General features: G+C 59.6%; 19 protein-coding genes. 4 read left to right on the forward strand and 15 right to left on the reverse strand.

The features are described from left to right. Positions 1–437: 437 nt before the first annotated feature. Positions 438–875: a MarR family winged helix-turn-helix transcriptional regulator gene (locus ACIY1O_RS16660; protein ID WP_397476224.1), complete on the forward strand. Its 438-nt coding sequence runs from the start codon at positions 438–440 to the stop codon at positions 873–875. Between the two features lie 33 nt (positions 876–908). Here ACIY1O_RS16660 and ACIY1O_RS16665 read toward each other — a convergent pair whose 3' ends face one another. Genes ACIY1O_RS16665 through ACIY1O_RS16685 form a run of 5 tightly spaced genes read right to left on the reverse strand, consistent with a single transcriptional unit; the run spans position 909 to position 5,216 of the window. Then, positions 909–2,249, reverse strand: a complete 1,341-nt coding sequence (locus ACIY1O_RS16665) for a sulfite reductase subunit alpha (protein WP_397476225.1) — start codon at positions 2,247–2,249, stop codon at positions 909–911. Then, positions 2,240–3,217: an FAD:protein FMN transferase gene (locus ACIY1O_RS16670; RefSeq protein ID WP_397476226.1), complete on the reverse strand. Its 978-nt coding sequence runs from the start codon at positions 3,215–3,217 to the stop codon at positions 2,240–2,242. Before ACIY1O_RS16670 ends, ACIY1O_RS16665 begins: the two co-directional genes overlap by 10 nt. A 12-nt stretch (positions 3,218–3,229) precedes the next feature. After that, positions 3,230–4,030 carry a DUF4198 domain-containing protein gene (locus ACIY1O_RS16675; protein ID WP_397476227.1) on the reverse strand — a complete coding sequence of 267 codons (801 nt, stop codon included), beginning with the start codon at positions 4,028–4,030 and terminating at the stop codon, positions 3,230–3,232. A 35-nt stretch (positions 4,031–4,065) separates the two neighbouring features. Further along, the gene (locus ACIY1O_RS16680) at positions 4,066–4,590 is read right to left on the reverse strand and encodes a DUF2271 domain-containing protein (protein ID WP_397476228.1); all 525 of its coding nucleotides are present in this window, start codon (positions 4,588–4,590) and stop codon (positions 4,066–4,068) included. A gap of 2 nt (positions 4,591–4,592) precedes the next feature. Beyond that, complete coding sequence (locus ACIY1O_RS16685; RefSeq protein WP_397476229.1) at positions 4,593–5,216, reverse strand: PepSY-associated TM helix domain-containing protein; 624 nt, start codon at positions 5,214–5,216, stop codon at positions 4,593–4,595. 309 nt (positions 5,217–5,525) lie between these two features. On the opposite strand from ACIY1O_RS16685, the gene rpoH reads away from it, so the two are divergent. Then, positions 5,526–6,407, forward strand: coding sequence for an RNA polymerase sigma factor RpoH (gene rpoH, locus ACIY1O_RS16690; protein WP_397476230.1), 882 nt, complete (start codon positions 5,526–5,528; stop codon positions 6,405–6,407). A gap of 386 nt (positions 6,408–6,793) precedes the next feature. Here rpoH and ACIY1O_RS16695 read toward each other — a convergent pair whose 3' ends face one another. Genes ACIY1O_RS16695 through ACIY1O_RS16715 form a run of 5 tightly spaced genes read right to left on the reverse strand, consistent with a single transcriptional unit; the run spans position 6,794 to position 10,806 of the window. Beyond that, on the reverse strand, positions 6,794–7,390 hold the full coding sequence (locus tag ACIY1O_RS16695; protein ID WP_397476231.1) for an SCO family protein: 597 nt from the start codon (positions 7,388–7,390) through the stop codon (positions 6,794–6,796). A 44-nt stretch (positions 7,391–7,434) separates the two neighbouring features. Next, positions 7,435–8,325 carry a heme o synthase gene (gene cyoE, locus ACIY1O_RS16700; RefSeq protein WP_397476232.1) on the reverse strand — a complete coding sequence of 297 codons (891 nt, stop codon included), beginning with the start codon at positions 8,323–8,325 and terminating at the stop codon, positions 7,435–7,437. Continuing rightward, on the reverse strand, positions 8,322–9,335 hold the full coding sequence (locus ACIY1O_RS16705; RefSeq protein WP_397476233.1) for a COX15/CtaA family protein: 1,014 nt from the start codon (positions 9,333–9,335) through the stop codon (positions 8,322–8,324). Before ACIY1O_RS16705 ends, cyoE begins: the two co-directional genes overlap by 4 nt. A gap of 4 nt (positions 9,336–9,339) precedes the next feature. Beyond that, positions 9,340–9,981: an SCO family protein gene (locus tag ACIY1O_RS16710; protein WP_397476234.1), complete on the reverse strand. Its 642-nt coding sequence runs from the start codon at positions 9,979–9,981 to the stop codon at positions 9,340–9,342. A gap of 27 nt (positions 9,982–10,008) precedes the next feature. Beyond that, entirely contained in the window at positions 10,009–10,806 is a 798-nt protein-coding gene (locus ACIY1O_RS16715; protein ID WP_397476235.1) for an SURF1 family protein, read from the reverse strand. A gap of 35 nt (positions 10,807–10,841) precedes the next feature. Here ACIY1O_RS16715 and ACIY1O_RS16720 point away from each other — a divergent pair, with 35 nt between their 5' ends. Further along, entirely contained in the window at positions 10,842–11,048 is a 207-nt protein-coding gene (locus ACIY1O_RS16720) for a twin transmembrane helix small protein (RefSeq protein WP_397476236.1), read from the forward strand. Between the two features lie 129 nt (positions 11,049–11,177). On the opposite strand, the gene ACIY1O_RS16725 is transcribed toward ACIY1O_RS16720, so the two are convergent. The 5 genes from ACIY1O_RS16725 to coxB form a co-directional block, all read right to left on the reverse strand. Beyond that, complete coding sequence (locus tag ACIY1O_RS16725) at positions 11,178–12,053, reverse strand: cytochrome c oxidase subunit 3 (protein WP_397476237.1); 876 nt, start codon at positions 12,051–12,053, stop codon at positions 11,178–11,180. A gap of 39 nt (positions 12,054–12,092) precedes the next feature. Continuing rightward, complete coding sequence (locus ACIY1O_RS16730; RefSeq protein WP_397476238.1) at positions 12,093–12,317, reverse strand: DUF2970 domain-containing protein; 225 nt, start codon at positions 12,315–12,317, stop codon at positions 12,093–12,095. A 7-nt stretch (positions 12,318–12,324) separates the two neighbouring features. Further along, entirely contained in the window at positions 12,325–12,435 is a 111-nt protein-coding gene (locus ACIY1O_RS16735; RefSeq protein ID WP_397476239.1) for a cytochrome oxidase small assembly protein, read from the reverse strand. Between the two features lie 4 nt (positions 12,436–12,439). After that, positions 12,440–14,038 carry a cytochrome c oxidase subunit I gene (gene ctaD / locus ACIY1O_RS16740; RefSeq protein WP_397476240.1) on the reverse strand — a complete coding sequence of 533 codons (1,599 nt, stop codon included), beginning with the start codon at positions 14,036–14,038 and terminating at the stop codon, positions 12,440–12,442. A gap of 89 nt (positions 14,039–14,127) precedes the next feature. Next, positions 14,128–15,288, reverse strand: a complete 1,161-nt coding sequence (gene coxB / locus ACIY1O_RS16745; protein ID WP_397476241.1) for a cytochrome c oxidase subunit II — start codon at positions 15,286–15,288, stop codon at positions 14,128–14,130. Between the two features lie 253 nt (positions 15,289–15,541). Here coxB and ACIY1O_RS16750 point away from each other — a divergent pair, with 253 nt between their 5' ends. Then, positions 15,542–16,372, forward strand: a complete 831-nt coding sequence (locus ACIY1O_RS16750; protein ID WP_397476242.1) for an NUDIX hydrolase — start codon at positions 15,542–15,544, stop codon at positions 16,370–16,372. The last annotated feature ends 256 nt before the right edge of the window (positions 16,373–16,628 follow it).

Consider the following 16,628-nt stretch of genomic DNA (forward strand, 5'->3'; position numbering starts at 1 on the left):
CGGCGCGCCCTGGTAGCCGGCCACATAGCTGACGCCGGATTGCAACAGGGCTTTGGTAACTGCCAGGATGCCTTCGCCGCGAAATTCTTCGCCCGCGGCGATGCGCAATTGCTGGACTTCTTTCTTGAATGAACGTTCTGCCATGGTGTCTCCACAAAGAGAGGGGGGTGTTCTACCGGCAGCGGTAAAGCATAAATGCCCGAACGCCGTAGCCTGGATGGCCGGCCAATACGGTCAATTTAGGTTTGACGTGAAGCGCTGTCAATAAAAAAACATGAAAATTCATGGATTATTTAAATTTAATTTAAATAACAGGTGCTTGTGTATCAGGGCAAACCATTACATTGACGCAATGCAGGGTTTGGAATACGATTTTTCCCGGAGTGGTCCGCCCCATCTGAAGTGGCCGGCAACTTCGGGGCAATCAAGGATATTTTATGCAGAAAGACGGGGAGCGTCCTCGATTTGTACATCGTTATCTTGCGTCAGTGCTTGCGTTGGCCAGCCATCGCATTTCCGAGGAGTTCCACAAAGAGGTGCGAAAGGCGGGGCTCACCGTCACCGAATGGCGTGTGCTGGGCAGTTTGGTCGAAGGCGAGGGCGAAACGGTGGGCGAGTTGGCCGAGCTGGCTGTTACAAAGCAGCCTACCTTGAGCAAGGTGCTTCCCCGGCTCGAGGCCGAAGGCCTGGTCTCGCTCAAGACTTCTCGTGTCGACCGGCGCCAGACGCTGGTAAAAATCACTCCAAAGGGAAGCCGTCTTATCAGCGGGCTATGCGACCAAGCCATGGAGCACCAGCATCGCTTGCTCGAAAAGCTCGACCCCGACCATGCCGACCGTCTGGTCGATATGCTGCGCGACATCATCCGGCGTTGAAGCCGCCTGGCAGCGGCGCGGCCTGCTTGACGATTAATAAACGTCGCGGCGGTATCCATGCCTGCGCAACAGGTCTTCATACCCATGAGGGCCAAGAATGGCACGTAGCGCCTCATCTACATCCTGGGCCATGCCGTCTTTGCTGCCACACACAAAAAATACGGCTCCGCGTCCAGCCCAAGCTATTACATCGTCTGCCGACTCTCGCAGCAGATGATGCACATAGCGTTTTTCGGCTTGGTCCCGGGAAAACGCCAGGTCGAGCCGCCTAAGCCGGCCCTGCCGCAGCCAGTCTTCCAGTATTTCACTCCAATGGAAGTCGCCGCCACGGCTGCGTTCGCCGAATATGAGCCAGTTTTCGTGATGTCCGCCTTGTATTCGCTCTTGCAGCAGAGAACGCAAGCCGGCTATGCCGGTGCCGTTGCCGATGAAAATCGCTGGACGGCCATCATTGGGAGCGCGGAACAAAGGGTTGGGCCGGATGCGTAGTGGCGCCGGCTTGCCCACGGCCAAATTGCCGCACAGCCATCCGCTGCCCAGGCCGGGCGTGCCATCGGGGCCCTGGTGCTCGCGTACCAGCAGGCGCAAAACGCCCTCAGAAGGAATGGAAGCGATGGAGTATTCGCGATTTTCGCCGCTTTCACCGACCTGTATTTGAGCGATGTCGCCGGCTGACCAATCAAGCTGTTGCGGGCCGGCAGGCTGCCAGAGCAATTCATGGCACGGGCGGCCCAGACCCGAGGGGTTTACGATGGTGCGCTTGGCCAGTGTCCAGGCATGGAATGGTGTTTCGGCGCCCAGAGATATCTGGAACCATTCGGCCAGCCGGCTGGCCCAGCTTGAAAGCGTGACCGCGTCGGTTCGGTTCGCCTTGAGTGTGTCAAACATCAAGGTGGCGCCTTGCTGCCGTAGCCATGAGTCCAGGGTCAGGCCGAAACCGCAGAAGTTCTGATAATCGTCATCCCCGAGCGCCAGTATCCCCGCCTGCAAGCCTTGCAGCCCCAAACTGCCGGGTGGTGATTGAGCCATGGCCTGGTGGAAGGCCTGGGCCATGTCAGGCGGGTCGCCTTCGCCGTAGGTGCTGACAATGAATAGCGCCTGGTGGTAGTTGGCCAAATGCCCGGGGGCCAGCTCGTCCATGGGCAGCAAGACGCCCTGTTCGCCGAAGGCGTCGGCGGTACGGCGCGCAATTTCAATGGCAGTGCCGGTCTGGCTGGCGTAGACGATCGCCGTGCGGGAGTCGCCCTCGGCTGCGGCTGCATGATTGTGCGCCGCGTGACGCCGGCGGCGCGCGGAGGGCCGGAGCATGTAGTGCCAGGCCAGCAGCAGCCATGCTGCAATGGCGGCAAAGGCAAGTATGGTGTTCAGGAACATGGTGAAGAAGTGTCTGCGCCGGCGCACTTGGCGAATTCGTCCGACCACGCTATGGCGACATCGTGTTCGTGCCGGCTCATGAACAATGCCGCGATGTTGTGGCGTTGCGCATAGGCCATCCCTTTGTCGGACCCCAGCGCTAGCAGGGCCGTCGCCAGGCCGTCGGCCATCATGCAGTGCGGATGAATTACGCTGACGGACGCCAGTTTGCCGGATATGGGCGCGCCGAGGCGCGGGTCGATGGTATGCGCGTATCGCCGGCCCTGATGAATGAAATAGCGGCGGTAGTCTCCGGACGTGGCGATGGCCAGATTGTTGAGAACAATGGGCACCCTTTCCGGGTTCGGTACTGGAGTTTCGATATCCAGGGCCCAGGGCTTGCGCGCCGGGTTCAGGCCGCCTGCTTTCAGTTCGCCACCCAGCTCCGCCAGGTAATCCGTGACGCCGGCTTCTTCCAGTACCCGCCCGATTACGTCCACGCCATAGCCTTTGGCGATCGATGACAGGTCAAAGTGCATGCCGCCCGGTTGCCACACCGCGCAGTGTTCTGCATCAAGGGCGGTACGGCGCCAGCCGCAATGCGCCAGGGCGTCAGCCACGGCTGCCGCCGGGGGCGGTGAATCAAGGGCGCCCTTGGAGCCAAAGCCCCAAAGGTCGACGAGGGCGCCCACGGTGGGATCGTAAGCGCCGTCTGTTGTCTCGGCCAACTTCAGCGCCTGTGCGAGCACCTTGAAGAAGGCGGCCGGAAGCTGGTACCAGCCCGGTTCGGCCCGGTTCAGGCTGCTGATCGCGCTGTCGTCATCCCAGGTGCTCATTTGGGCCACGATCTCGTCGAGAGCGGCGGGTATGCCGTGCTTCAGACGAGGCAAATCAACGCCTTGGGCATTGAACTTCACCGTCCAGGTGGTTCCCATGCTGGCGCCGGCCAGCGAAGCATAGGCCGGCGCTGCCACGCCCGCATTGGTCATGGTTGAAGGGGCTTACTGGGGAAGGACTTCGAGCGTGGCCACGTAGGCGACGGCACGCTCGCTGGCTTCCGGCGTGGTGGTCTTGTCGTCGCGCAGGTCGGCGTGCAGCCAATACAGGCCCGCCTGCGGCCATTTGACTTCGAAACGGCCCTGGTCGTCGGTTGTGACGACAATTTCTTCAAGCGCGTCGCGATAACGGCTGCCGTCCCGCACGATCTCGACCTCGAGGTTTTTTGCCGGCTCGCCGTCCAGGGTCAGCACGAACTGCGCCGTTTCACCGGCGTAAAGATCATTGGGATGGGTCGCGCCGGACAGTGCCAGCCCCTGCTTTATAAACTCGAGTTCTGTAGGATTGCCTTTCGTGACGAAGGTCTCGATACGTTGCACGCGCTCGCGCACAACCAGGTCGTTGGCATCTTTCGGAATGCTTTTTTCCAGATCGGCAGCCGAGCCAAACCAGCGCTTGTTCTGGTCACCCTCTTTCCAGCGAGCGAAAATACCGCTTCCCGCCACGGCAATGCGATAGGTGCCATCTTCGGTCAGGGTGACATCGAAGCCGCTGCGCAGCTCACCCTTGAACTCATTTTCGGCGTTGACGGTTTTGCCTGTAGGGCTGGTGATGATCAGGTCGTTCAACGCCAGGGGACGGTGGTTGTAGTAGAACTTGTCATTCCCCGAGCCCGCGTCGACAGTGATGCGAGCCTGGTCGCCTGACAACACGGTGGACGAAGGTTCAAGCCAGACGTCGTGGGCTAACGATGCGGCCGGGCCGAATAAGGCGACGGCAAGCAGGGCGGGAAGTAGGCGTTTCATAATTGGATGTGCTCCAAAAGAATGGAATGGAAGGTTCAGGGTGTGACGGTGGCTTGGATGCGGCCCAGTTCGGTTCCGCCTTGGGCGTCTACCGACGTGGCGGGGTCGGAAGGCCAGGGCAAGGGCAGGCGCAATACTTCGCGGCCGCCTTTCTCGCGCGAGGCCTCGACAATGATTTCGTAGTCGCCGGCCGGTAGATCGGCCAGCGCCGAATGAGTGTCAGCCACCTTGATGGGATGCGTGCCCACGGCCTGGGTGGCGCCGGTAACGCCATCGGCAAGATCTTCCTGGCCTCTTCCGCTGACGCGCCACCATTGCCGCATGTCTTTCAGCCACTTCTTGCCCTCTTCCTTGGGCAATTTGTAGTCATACCAAACGGCGATGTCGCGGACGATCTTGCGGTCGGGGCTTTGCAGCCATACGGCGATGTACGGGCGATGATATTCGGCCACGTCGATGCGAGGTATTTCCACCTGGATTTCCAAGCCGGCAGTATGGCCCGTTACGGCATAGAGACCGGTTAGAGCGCAGGCGATGGTGGTCTTGAGTGATAATTTCATGGTTAATGCACCCACAGCAGCATGAGTATGAGGGGAATCAATACGCCCAGCCCGGTCAGCGGCCAAGTGCCGCGGCGGTTGGCGGCGTGCATGGTCATCAGGAACAGGCCGGAGACGGCAAACACGAGGCAGGCCACAGCGAAAATGTCGAGAAACCAACTCCAGGCGATGCCTGTGTTGCGTCCTTTGTGCAAGTCGTTGAAATAAGCCACCCAGCCGCGCGCGCTGCGCTCATACTCCACTTCGCCGTCGGACAGGCTTACGGCAAGCCAGGCGTCCGCGCCCGGCTCGGGCAGGCCCACATATACTTCATCTGTCGAGAACTCAGCCGTGCGCCCCTGGATACGGATGCCAAGTTCGCGATTCAGCCACTGCTCGGCCCGATCCGGCAGCGGACCTCTTTGCGCGTTGTCAGGGCGCTCGATAAGCACAGCCAGCACCTCATCCGGCATGGTGGCGGAGAGAGATTCGATCTTCGGGCTGGCTTCGATCCAGGCGGCATTATTCAAGGTGATGCCGGTGGCGGCGAACACGATGAGCCCCGCCAGGCTAAGCGCGGCGCTCATCCAATGCCACTGATGCAGGGTCTTGAGCCAATACGAACGGCGAGATGAAGAAGGGTTCATTACCCGTGGGTCAACAGATTGCGATCAAGCATTCTACATCAAACAATAATCATTATCATGTAGATGCCGCAAACTACAGGCGCCGTTTCGGAATGTCGCGCAAGGCGCCCATATGGCTAAGAATATCGGTCGTGGATCACAGTTGCGCTCTGGCAGGGTAGTGATCCGTGGGCCGGACAGTGCGCTCTTGGAAGTGCGCACTGAGAACTTTGGGCTGATTTCAGGGTCTTATGGTTAGCACTCCTCTCCTTAGAGTGCTAATATCATGTATCAATCGTTGATCACGATCCAAAAAGGATAGTCCAACTAATGACAGCTCAAACCCAATCTTTGGCTTTATCGAACAGTGCGCTGGCCATGGCCGTGTCCAACCCAGGCGCGTTAGGCACGATTGAAGCCTATATTGGAGCCGTTAACCGCCTGCCCATGCTCAGCCAACAGCAGGAAACCGAACTTGCATGCCGCTTGCGCGACGACTCCGATCTTAATGCCGCCAGCCAGCTCGTGCTTTCGCACTTGCGGCTGGTCGTGTCGATCTCGCGCCAGTATCTGGGATATGGCTTGGCCCATGCCGATCTTATCCAGGAAGGTAATGTCGGCCTCATGAAGGCGGTCAAGCGTTTTGATCCTGATCGCGGCGTACGCCTGGTGTCGTTTGCGGTGCACTGGATCAAGGCTGAAATCCACGAATATATCGTGCGCAACTGGCGCATGGTCAAGATTGCCACCACCAAGGCTCAGCGCAAGCTCTTTTTCAATTTGCGCCGAATGCGCCCCGATGGCCAAACGCTTGATCCGTCCCAGGTTGACGACATTGCGCGCGAGCTAAATGTGCGTCCGCAAGACGTCAGCGAGATGGAGGTCCGCTTGTCGGGCCGCGAGATGGCTCTCGAACCGCAAACCGACGATTCTGACGATTTCGCCCCTATCAGCTATCTGGCCGACGATGCGGACGAGCCATCGCAGGTGCTCGAGCGGCGTGCTCTGGACGATCTGCACAGCACAGGTTTGCTGGAAGCCCTAGACGAGCTCGACGCCCGCTCGCGCCGAATCGTCGAGGCTCGCTGGTTGCAAGACGAAGGCGGCGCCACCTTGCACGAACTGGCGGCAGAGTTCGGTGTATCGGCTGAACGCATTCGCCAGATCGAAGTGGCGGCTTTCAAGAAAATGCGAGTGGCGCTTAGCGATTAAGTTCATCTGGGGGGTGCTGAAGCCCCTTTGTCACGAGCCATTTTTCGGCATGGCAGGTATGTTACATACAGATACTAAATAAAGGCGGTACGCTTCGAACTTCCGGAAGCAGTGGATGACTAAACAATATGAGCAATGCTGAGTACAACTCCGGTTGTATTTTGTTCTACATCCGCTTCTGCTTCTCCTCAATCCCCTCCCTTTCGAAGCGGATGCTTGCGGGACACCAACATGGTGTCCCTTTTTTTTGGGCGCCCGGTAGTGCCGAACGCTATGGCATCGATGCCGGCACCAGGCCGTGTTTCCAGGAAGCAGCGCCGGCATCAATGCCTGTTTCGGGCACTGGCATCGCCGGCCGTGTGGCGGCCAAACTTAAAAACCGTGCATCAAAGAAGCTCGCGAATGTCATGCACCAGGTCGTCGGCCGGCGCGTCGGGCCTTAACAGCACGCGCGCGTCACCCGATTTGTCCATGACATAGAACGAGGCGCCGTGGTCCATGGTGTAGTCGTCCGGTGTAGTGCCTGGCACCTTGGCATAGAACGTACGGAAAGATTTCGCTGTGGCGGCCAGTTGCTCTGTAGTACCGGTCAGGCCCACGAAGGTGGGGTCAAAAGCCTTGACGTAGCTGCTTAGCACTTCGGGCGTGTCGCGTTCGGGGTCGACGGTAATCATCAATACCTGCACCTGGTCGGCATCGTCTTCAAGAAGCTCCATGGCGTGCGCGAGCTGTGACATCGACGTGGGGCAGACGTCTGGGCACTGGGTGAACCCGAAAAACGCCACCAGAACCTTGCCTTTGTAATCATCCAGGGTACGGGGCTGGCCGCTGTCATCGACCATGGCCAGATCTGCCCCCAGCTTGCTGCCGCTGATGTCGCTGCCGCGAAACTCGGCGTCGCCGCCGCCGCAGCCTGCCAGCGCCAGTGTGCCGCACAGGGCCAGGGCTGAAAAGAGATTGCGAAGCGAGAAAAGCGAGGACATGCGGACTCCGTAAAGCAAATGAGGTAGGGCGCGGGCTACTGCAGCTACAGCAGCATCACCCAATGGTCGAGCAACAAGGCGCCGAAGAGCAGGGCCAGGTACAAAATGGAAAAGCGAAACAGCTTGCGGGCCAGGGCGTCGCTGTAGTTTTTATACAAGCGCCAGGAATAATGTACAAACATGCCGCTTAGGACGACAGCGCACGCCAGATATAGCGGCCCGCTCATGCGCACCATGAAGGGCAGCAGGGTCGAGGCGAACAACACCAGGCTATACAGGAATATATGCAGCCGCGTGAATTCGTTGCCGTGGGTGACGGTTAGCATGGGCAGGCCCGATTTTTGATAGTCGGCATCACGGTAAAGCGCCAGCGCCCAGAAGTGCGGCGGTGTCCAGATGAAGATGATCAACACCAGTATCCACGCCTCGGCAGGCACCGAATTGGCGATGCAGGCCCAGCCAAGCGCAGGAGGCATGGCTCCGGAAAGCCCGCCAATTACGATGTTTTGCGGGGTTCGCGGCTTGAGGATGATGGTGTAGATAATGGCGTAGCCCACGAAGGTGGCAAATGTAAGCCACATGGTCAGCGGATTGACCAGGTGATACAGCACCAGCATGCCCAGACCGCCCAGCACGCCGGAAAAAGCCAGCACCTGCGTGTTGGTGATGGTGCCGCGCGCGGTTGCGCGACGAGAGGTACGAGCCATTTTTGCGTCGATTTCTTGTTCTATCAGGCAATTGACAGCAAAGGCGGCGGCCGCCAGCAGCCAGATACCGGCCGTGCCGGCCACCACAAGGCCCAGGTCGGGCAGCCCGGGGCTGGCCAGGAACATGCCAATGACGGCGCAAAAAACGGCTAGCTGAGTTACGCGGGGCTTGGTCAGTACCAAGTACTGACGTACCAGCGATGGATCGGGGGCGGATAGACTGCTCATGATGGTATTTTAGCCCGCCCAGCGCGGTGCAGGCGCACGAGGAGGGTGACACTGACCAGAACGAGACCGGCGGCGCCTCCATTGTGCAGCACCGCGATCAACAGGGGCCATTCAAAGAAGATGGTGGTTAGGCCGGTAAGCAATTGGGCCGCAAGAAGGGCAAGCAATAGGGTAGCGGGGCCGGCCAGCCCCGGTTCACTTCGCAGCTTGAAGGCCAATATGCCCACATAGACGAAGACTACCAGTGCAAAGTTGCGATGTGTCCAATGTATGGCGGTCAGCGCCTGTTGCGAAATCATTTCGCCGGACGGCAGTTCGCCCAGGCCCCGTATCAGGGAAAAACCACTTTGGAAGTCCATTGGCGGCAGCCATTCGCCATGGCAGGTGGGGAAATCCATGCAGGCCAGAGCCGCGTAGTTGGTGCTGACCCATCCGCCCAGAGCAATTTGCATGAATAGCAGCACCAGGGCCGCGGCCATCCAGGGCATATAAGCCGACATGCGCGAATTCACGGCTGGATGAGGTTTCTCGCGTGCGGCAAGCCAGGTCATCAGGGCCAGCAGCCCCATGCCGCCCAGCAAGTGGGTGGTGACGATGATGGGCATCAATTTGTGGGTTACCGTCCAGGCGCCGAAAGCGCCTTGAACGCAAACCGCGATCAAAGTGAAGACCGCCAAACGGGGTGTATTGCCTAGAACCCGGCGATGACGCCAGGCCAGATAAACGATGGCGATGATCATCAAGCCAAGCAGCGAGCCCACATAGCGGTGGATCATCTCGATCCAGGCCTTTGGGAAGCTGACGGCGCCGTAGGGCATCGCAGCATAGGCATCGGCAATGTGCTGCGAGGCGCCGATGGGGCTCAGCTTGCCGTAGCAGCCGGGCCAATCGGGACAGCCCAGCCCTGAATCCGTCAGGCGCACAAAGGCGCCGAACATGATCAAGTCGAGTGTCAGGAACCAGGTTAGATAGACCAGCTTTCGGTAGCGGGCCTTGATGCGGTCGGCCATGCCCTTACCCGATTCGCGAATTGTAGATGAGCTTGCTGATGTCCTTTCGCACGCTGACCGGATCGGCGTTTTCGGGGAACTCAAGCATCAGATTGCCTATCGGATCAATAATCCACATTGGGGCGGCAAGCGCGTCGGCGGCGGGCCCTGTGGCGCCCGGGGCCAGAAACGCGGCCAGTTTCTCGGGGTCGGCGCGCAGGATGATGGTTCCCTTGTAGGCCTCGAGTATCTGCTGTGAAATAGGCGCGTCGTCGGTTACGAACCACACGCGCGACAGGCGCTCGACGTTCTTGCCCTGGCTGGCGTGTGAGTTGCGCAATATGAACAGCTTGGTCACACACGACTCGGGGCAAGCGCCTTGGTCGGCGGATGCCAGCACCCATTGCCCTCTCAGGCTCGCCAAGTCGAACAACTGACCATCCGCGGTTCTAAGGTCGAGTGCTTCAGCGGTGGGAATCGGGCGTTGCGGATCAAGTATCCGCCCGTAGTTGGAGGCTTCCTCGGGGCGCAGGCCCAGGCTGGGCACATAATAGGCCGCGAACGCGAACACGATAGGCGCCAGACATACGATCAAGATCCATACCAGAGGCTGGATGGAGCGCGGCTTGGTCGCCTGCGCGGCGGGGTTAGGAGGATTGCGGTCCACAATGATTCCTTGTGTGGATGGTTGATATCAGTCGTCTTGGGGTTCGGGCTTGCGCCGACGCTTTCGAAGTGCGCGCCAGGCGATCACGATCCAGGCGCCTGCCGCAATGGCGGCAAAACTGAACCATTGCAGCGCGTAGCCGCGGTTGGTGTCTGAATCGGTGGGTGGAAGCGGCCAGTCGCGGACCATGTCCGGGCCGCCGGCTTCCGACGAGGTCTGTTCCAGCACTACCGGCAGCAATTTTAAGCCAGTTACGCTCGCATAGTTGGCGAGGTCGAGATTCTGGACCCTGGGGGGCGGGGCGCTGCTTGATGCAAACGTGGGCGGGAGCGCGTTTGGGTCGGCGCCGCCGAAATTCCAGAGCTCGAAAAGCCGCGGCACTCGTCGCAGCATTTGTCCTGAAATTGTCTGCTTACCCTCTGGCGGCGTCAGATCAGGCAAGCTTTCGCCAGCCGCGACGGGCCTCGGCAACCAGCCGCGCAGCACCAGTACCGCCGCGCCCGACTCGTCGTCCAGCAACAGCGGTGTCGCCACCCAGAGTCCGGGACGGCCGTTGTAATTGCGATTGTCCAGCAGTACTGTGTACTGTGGCATCCAGGTACCAGCAGCCTGGGCGTGCCTCCACTCTTGAAGCTGCCCGGTCGGCGTACTTGCGTTCAAGGCCAGGCCCGCGCTTTGCCTGCCGCTTTCAATGGATTGCGCGATGGCATCACGCTCGGCGGCGCGGTCAAGTTGCCAGTTTCCCAGCGACACGCAGGTGGCGGCGACCACAGCCAGCAATGCCAGGGCGGCCATAAGACGCGTTCTTATGTGCGAACCGGCCATGTCTGCAATAATTCTGGTTTCATCGGAGAACCTTCATGCGTATCATCGTTATCCTGGCTTTTCTCGGGATATTGGGCAGCCTGGCGTCTGCGTTGGTGTATCTCATGCGCGACAAGAGCGGAACCAGCCGCACAGCGTACGCGCTGACGTGGCGCGTGGGTTTGTCGATTGCCTTGTTTCTGTTTGTGCTGCTGGCGCACCACCTGGGCTGGATAGAAGCCACAGGCGTGGTGTACCGATAGTTTTTGCCGGCGGGCCCGACACGTGCCCGGTGCAAAAGTCAAAACTTCCGGCGCATGAAAAAAGCCGGCTTGGGCCGGCTTCTCGTCTGTGGCGGGGCGCTTAAAAAGCACCCCGGCAAGCGCTAGGCCTTAGAACCAGTAGACGAACAAGTATAAACCGAGCCAGACAACGTCAACAAAGTGCCAGTACCAGGCGGCGCCTTCAAAGCCGAAATGGTGGTCGGCGGTGAAATGCCCCTTGATCAGGCGGAACAAAATGACCGTAAGCATCGAGGCGCCGATAATGACGTGGAAGCCATGGAAGCCGGTCAGCATGTAGAACAGCGAGCCGTAGGCGCCCGAGTCGAAGCGCAGGTTCAGGTCGGTGTAGGCGTGGAAGTATTCGTACGCTTGGCAGCCCACGAAGACGAAGCCCAGGATAACCGTGGCGGCCAGCCAGAAGATGGTCTTGCCACGCTGGCTTGCGCGCATCGCGTGGTGGGCAATGGTAAGCGTCAGGCCCGAGGTAAGCAGCAGCGCCGTGTTGATCGTGGGCAGCCAGAACGGGCCCATGGTTTCGAACGCATCAACCACGCCGGCAGGGCCCAGGTTGGGCCAGGCTCCGGTGAACGATGGCCATAGTATGGCCTGGTGTTCAAGGTCGGACAGCCAGGGCGTGGTGATGGTGCGTGTGTACCACAGCGCGCCGAAGAAGGCTCCGAAGAACATGACCTCGGAGAAAATAAACCAGGCCATGCTCCAGCGATAGGCATTGTCGACGCGTTTGCTGTTCAGGCCGCTTTCGGATTCGCGGATGGCGTCGCCGAACCAGCCAAACAGCACGACGAACAGCGACACGATGCCCAGCAAGAATATCCAATGCCCGATGGCATAGCTGTTGATCCACAGCGCGGCCCCAAGCAGGGCCAGCAGCAGCGAGAAGCTGGCCCGCACGGGATGGGGCGAATCGCCGGGCACGTAATAGTAAGGCGCCTCTTTTCCGGTAGCCGAGTGACTTGCACTCATGGTGATCTCCTACGAATTATTTGATATCTATAACGGACGCTAAATAGCCTGGTTGATGAAGAACTTGGCGATCAAGACCAGCCCCACCACGAACAGTATCGTGGCGATGACAGCCGCGATTATAAGATGCACGGGATTGAGCTGGGAAATGTCTTCCTGGTAGCCCTTTCCCTTGCGCACACCAAAGAACCCCCAGAGCACTGCTTTGAGTGTCTGGAAGAAGTTCAGCTTGCGCTGCGAAAGTTCACGGATGTCGTTGGCCATACTCGGTTCAATTCATCAACACCGAACCGCGCAGGAAGGTCCAGGCAAAAATCGCGATGACGATGATTGCGAGGATGATTCCTCCGATGCGGTTGCGGCGTCGTTGTTCAGGTGTCATGTTCTTACTTGACCACGGGTGGCGTGACGAAGGTATGGAACGGCGCAGGCGAAGGCACTGTCCATTCGAGGCCTTCGGCGCCTTCCCACGGCTTGGCGTCCACTGGCTCGCCTCGGCCGGCATAGGCCTTGAGCACCACGTACATGAACAGAATTTGCGACAGGCCGAACCAGAAGGCGCCGATGGTGGCGATCTGGTGGAAATCGGTGAACTGCGCAGCGTAGTCAACGTAGCGACGCGGCATGCCGGCCAGCCCCAGGAAGTGCATGGGGAAGAACGTGATGTTGAAGGAGATCATGGTGGACCAGAAGTGCCACTTGCCCAGGCGCTCGTCGTACATGCGGCCTGTCCATTTGGGTATCCAGTAGTACGCGCCGCCAAACAGGGCGAACAGCGAGCCGGCCACCAGTACATAGTGGAAGTGCGCCACCACGTAGTATGTATCGTGCACCGCGATATCGATCGGAGCAATGGCCACGATCAGGCCGGTAAAGCCCCCCACCGTAAACACGAAGATAAAGCCGATTGCGAACAGCATGGGCGTTTCAAAGGTTAGCGAACCGCGCCACATGGTGGCCACCCAGTTGAAGATCTTGACCCCCGTGGGAATCGAGATAAGCATGGTGGCGTACATGAAATACAACTGCCCGGTTACCGGCATGCCGGTGGCGAACATGTGGTGAGCCCACACCAGGAAGGACAGGATGGCGATAGCCGCCGTGGCGTACACCATGGACGCGTAGCCGAACAGCGGCTTGCGTGAAAACGCGGGCACGATGGCGGATACGATGCCGAAGGCCGGCAAGATCATGATGTAGACCTCGGGGTGCCCGAAGAACCAGAACACGTGCTGGTACAAGACCGGGTCGCCGCCGGCTGCCGCGTTGAAGAAGGCGGTGCCGAAGTGGCGGTCGGTAAGCAGCATGGTAACGGCCGCGGCAAGCACAGGCATTACGGCGATGAGCAGGTAGGCGGTGATGAGCCATGTCCAGCAGAACAGGGGCATTTTCATCAGCGTCATGCCGGGGGCGCGCATGCCCAGAACGGTGACGATGATGTTGATGGCGCCCATGATCGAGGAAGCCCCCAGGATGTGCACCGCGAAAATGGCGAAATCCATGCCGGGCCCCATCTGCAGCGATAAGGGCGCGTACATTGTCCAGCCCGATGCGGTGGCGCCGCCGGGCACGAAGAACGAGGCCGTGAACAAGGTGGCGCCAACAGGCAGCAGCCAGAAGCTGAGGTTGTTCATGCGGGCAAAAGCCATGTCGGAGGCCCCGATCTGCAGGGGGATCATCCAGTTGGCGAAACCCACGAACGCCGGCATGATGGCGCCGAAGATCATGATCAGGCCGTGCATGGTGGTGAACTGGTTGAACAGTTCAGGCTGGAAGAACTGCAAGCCCGGCGAGAAAAGCTCGGTGCGCAGCAACAAGGCCAGGACACCGCCTTCCAGAAGCATCAGGAACGAAAAGATGAGGTACATCGTTCCGATGTCTTTGTGGTTGGTGGCGAATAGCCAGCGCCGCCATCCGTGTGGCTTGTCGTGGTGGTCGTCGTGCCCGTGGCTGGCAGGTACGTGATCGGCAGTAACACTGCTCATGGTTGACTCCTTCCTACTGTACCGAGGCGCCGCTTACGGCAGCCTCGGAGAAAACGTTTGAATATTCGATACGCGTCATTGCATTTGCCCTAGCGCTGTGCGGTCACGTTGGCAGGCTGTACGACCGGGTCTTCGCCCTTGCCTGCATTGGACCATGCATTGCGGGTGTAGGTAATGACGGCAGCGATTTCGACGTCGTTGAGCTGGTCGCGGAAGGCCGCCATGGCGGTTCCGGGATGGCCATTAAGCACGGTGTCGATCTGGCCCTTCATGGGCGCCAACACGTATTTTTCGTCGCCTTCCAGGGGCGGGAACGTGGGCGGCATGCCTTTGCCGTTGGCCTGGTGGCAAGCCACGCAGTTGGCTGCATAGACGGTTTCACCGCGCGCCATCAGGTCTTCTTTGGCCCACTCTTTGGTGGGATCGTCGGCGGCGCTGGCCAGGGCTTGTTTTTGCTCGGCGGCCCAGGCTTCGTATTCGTCTTGCGTAACCACCCGCACCACAATGGGCATGAAGGCGTGGTCTTTGCCGCAGAGTTCGGCGCATTGGCCCCGGTAGGTGCCGGTTTTGTTGGCGCGGAACCAGGCGTCGCGCAGGAAGCCGGGAATGGCGTCTTGCTTGATGCCGAAGTCGGGCACCATCCAGGCATGGATGACGTCGGCCGAGGTAATAATGACGCGCACCTTTTTATCAACCGGAACGACAAGCTCGTTGTCGACTTCCATAAGATAGGTGTTGCTGCGCGGCTCGGTGCCCATGATCTGGGCACGGGGCGTGGACAGTGTTGAAAGGAAACTGACGTCTTTGGCCGGGCCGTCAAGGTATTCGTAGCCCCATTTCCACTGGTAGCCGGTGGCCACGACGGTGAGGTCGGCACTTGAGGTGTCTTTCATGGCAACCACGGTGCGCGTGGCAGGCAGGGCCATGGCGATGACGATAATGAAGGGAATGACCGTCCAGGCGACTTCTACGCCCACGTGCTCGTGGAACTTGGCAGCCTTTGCGCCCCGGGACTTGCGGTGCATCACGATCGAATAGAACATGACCCCGAAGACGCCAAGGAAAATGACTGTACAGATGATTAGCATCATCCAGTGCAGCCACATGATGTCATAGGAGATTTCGGTGACTCCGGGGGGGAGATTGAGCTGGTTGACCCTTGGGCCCCCGGGCATATCCTGGACCTGTGCACTGGCCGCGCCTGCCATGAGCATTGCGCTTGATCCCAGTACCCCTCTCAACTTCTTCATGCTGACCTCGAAATACGGAGTGCCTTTGCCGAATGGCAAGTTCAACTAAGGCGCGAATACGACGCCCTTTGGAAAAGGCACAATGATTGGATGGCAGGCTTGGTGATGCGTGGCCTCAAGACACCTGCTCGATTTAATTGTAGAGACCGCAGAATTATAGCGAACTGCGGAACTCTTGGTGGCCGCACCCCACATATTAGGCTTCAGCGGCGAAATTGGTAAAGCGCGATGTGGCTTACATTACAATTGCCGCATGAAATCTCATCACGCTCGATTGCTATTGCCGTCACTGGAGAAACGGTATGGCCGGCTGGTGCCGCGCATTCAGCAACTGCCTCCGTCGGGCTCGCGCCCGCTGACTGTTACGGGGCGGGTGGCCGGCTGGATCACGCCGCGCGCGACGCGCGCATTGGCGGCATTGGAGGGAGTGCGAATCGAGCCCGAGGCGGTGTGTATTGATGCTGTTGCCGCGGGGAAACGGCTGGTGGTCAATCAGGTGCTGGCGCAAGCGGCGATACTTATGCGGGATGCGGGTTGTCTGCGAGCATGGCGCGATGAGCTTCTTGACGTGGTCGGCGAGGGCAAGACGCTGGGCGTAATTGAGCGCGCGGCCATTCGGCCGCTGGGCATGCTGACGCGCGCGGTGCATCTTAATGCTTGGACGCCCGACGGCCGGCTGTGGGTTGCGCTGCGGTCGGCGACCAAGTCTACGGACCCGAACATGTGGGATACGCTGGTGGGCGGGCTGGCGGTGGCGGGCGAAAGCCTGGATGCTTCGTTGTTGCGTGAAAGTGAGGAAGAGGCGGGCTTGATGCCCGAGCATCTGGCACAGCGTTCTAAGTTACGCGTAATTTTGCGCATGCATCGGCGCCTGCCGGAAGGTTATCAGGTGGAAGATGTGCTGGTTAGCGAGTGTGTGCTGGATGAGTCTGTGCCCATGAGCAACCAAGACGGCGAGGTTGCGGAGATTCGAGCGGTTACTGTGGATGAGGCCTGGGAAATGATTCGCGCCGGGCAGTTTACGGTTGAGGCCGAGCTGGTGGTGGTTGAGGGGTTGATGCGGCGGTTGGCCGCGGCTGCTTGATTGCATTGCCTCCGTCCCATTCATTTGTGGCGCTGTTCTCTTTAAGAGTGCGTGCCGCTACATCCATTACTTTTTTGCGTTGGTTTTTTGAGTTTTTTTGAGTTCTTGAGCGCTGCCGGGGGCAACGTACTTCGCCCCGGGCGATCGGGCGGTCCGGCTGCGCCGGACTTCCTGCGTCTACCTCGTCCGCGCGGGCGTCGACAGAACTCGTATATGGACGCCTCCTGTTTGCCAAGTAATCTTTTGCCGCTGAGGA

Source organism: Pusillimonas sp. (assembly GCF_044464525.1).
Classification (GTDB): domain Bacteria; phylum Pseudomonadota; class Gammaproteobacteria; order Burkholderiales; family Burkholderiaceae_B; genus Pusillimonas.

What these genes read in the sequence shown, in the direction of transcription:
- ACIY1O_RS16705 (WP_397476233.1), bottom strand. Translation starts at nt 9,335, where the DNA reads ATGGCCGACCGCATCAAGGCCCGCTACCGAAAGCTGGTCTATCTAACC.
- coxB (WP_397476241.1), bottom strand. Translation starts at nt 15,288, where the DNA reads ATGAAGAAGTTGAGAGGGGTACTGGGATCAAGCGCAATGCTCATGGCA.
- ctaD (WP_397476240.1), bottom strand. Translation starts at nt 14,038, where the DNA reads ATGAGCAGTGTTACTGCCGATCACGTACCTGCCAGCCACGGGCACGAC.
- ACIY1O_RS16750 (WP_397476242.1), top strand. Translation starts at nt 15,542, where the DNA reads ATGAAATCTCATCACGCTCGATTGCTATTGCCGTCACTGGAGAAACGG.
- ACIY1O_RS16720 (WP_397476236.1), top strand. Translation starts at nt 10,842, where the DNA reads ATGCGTATCATCGTTATCCTGGCTTTTCTCGGGATATTGGGCAGCCTG.
- ACIY1O_RS16695 (WP_397476231.1), bottom strand. Translation starts at nt 7,390, where the DNA reads ATGTCCTCGCTTTTCTCGCTTCGCAATCTCTTTTCAGCCCTGGCCCTG.
- ACIY1O_RS16665 (WP_397476225.1), bottom strand. Translation starts at nt 2,249, where the DNA reads ATGTTCCTGAACACCATACTTGCCTTTGCCGCCATTGCAGCATGGCTG.
- ACIY1O_RS16725 (WP_397476237.1), bottom strand. Translation starts at nt 12,053, where the DNA reads ATGAGTGCAAGTCACTCGGCTACCGGAAAAGAGGCGCCTTACTATTAC.
- ACIY1O_RS16685 (WP_397476229.1), bottom strand. Translation starts at nt 5,216, where the DNA reads ATGAACCCTTCTTCATCTCGCCGTTCGTATTGGCTCAAGACCCTGCAT.
- ACIY1O_RS16680 (WP_397476228.1), bottom strand. Translation starts at nt 4,590, where the DNA reads ATGAAATTATCACTCAAGACCACCATCGCCTGCGCTCTAACCGGTCTC.
- cyoE (WP_397476232.1), bottom strand. Translation starts at nt 8,325, where the DNA reads ATGAGCAGTCTATCCGCCCCCGATCCATCGCTGGTACGTCAGTACTTG.
- ACIY1O_RS16660 (WP_397476224.1), top strand. Translation starts at nt 438, where the DNA reads ATGCAGAAAGACGGGGAGCGTCCTCGATTTGTACATCGTTATCTTGCG.
- ACIY1O_RS16735 (WP_397476239.1), bottom strand. Translation starts at nt 12,435, where the DNA reads ATGACACCTGAACAACGACGCCGCAACCGCATCGGAGGAATCATCCTC.
- ACIY1O_RS16675 (WP_397476227.1), bottom strand. Translation starts at nt 4,030, where the DNA reads ATGAAACGCCTACTTCCCGCCCTGCTTGCCGTCGCCTTATTCGGCCCG.
- ACIY1O_RS16715 (WP_397476235.1), bottom strand. Translation starts at nt 10,806, where the DNA reads ATGGCCGGTTCGCACATAAGAACGCGTCTTATGGCCGCCCTGGCATTG.
- ACIY1O_RS16670 (WP_397476226.1), bottom strand. Translation starts at nt 3,217, where the DNA reads ATGACCAATGCGGGCGTGGCAGCGCCGGCCTATGCTTCGCTGGCCGGC.
- rpoH (WP_397476230.1), top strand. Translation starts at nt 5,526, where the DNA reads ATGACAGCTCAAACCCAATCTTTGGCTTTATCGAACAGTGCGCTGGCC.
- ACIY1O_RS16730 (WP_397476238.1), bottom strand. Translation starts at nt 12,317, where the DNA reads ATGGCCAACGACATCCGTGAACTTTCGCAGCGCAAGCTGAACTTCTTC.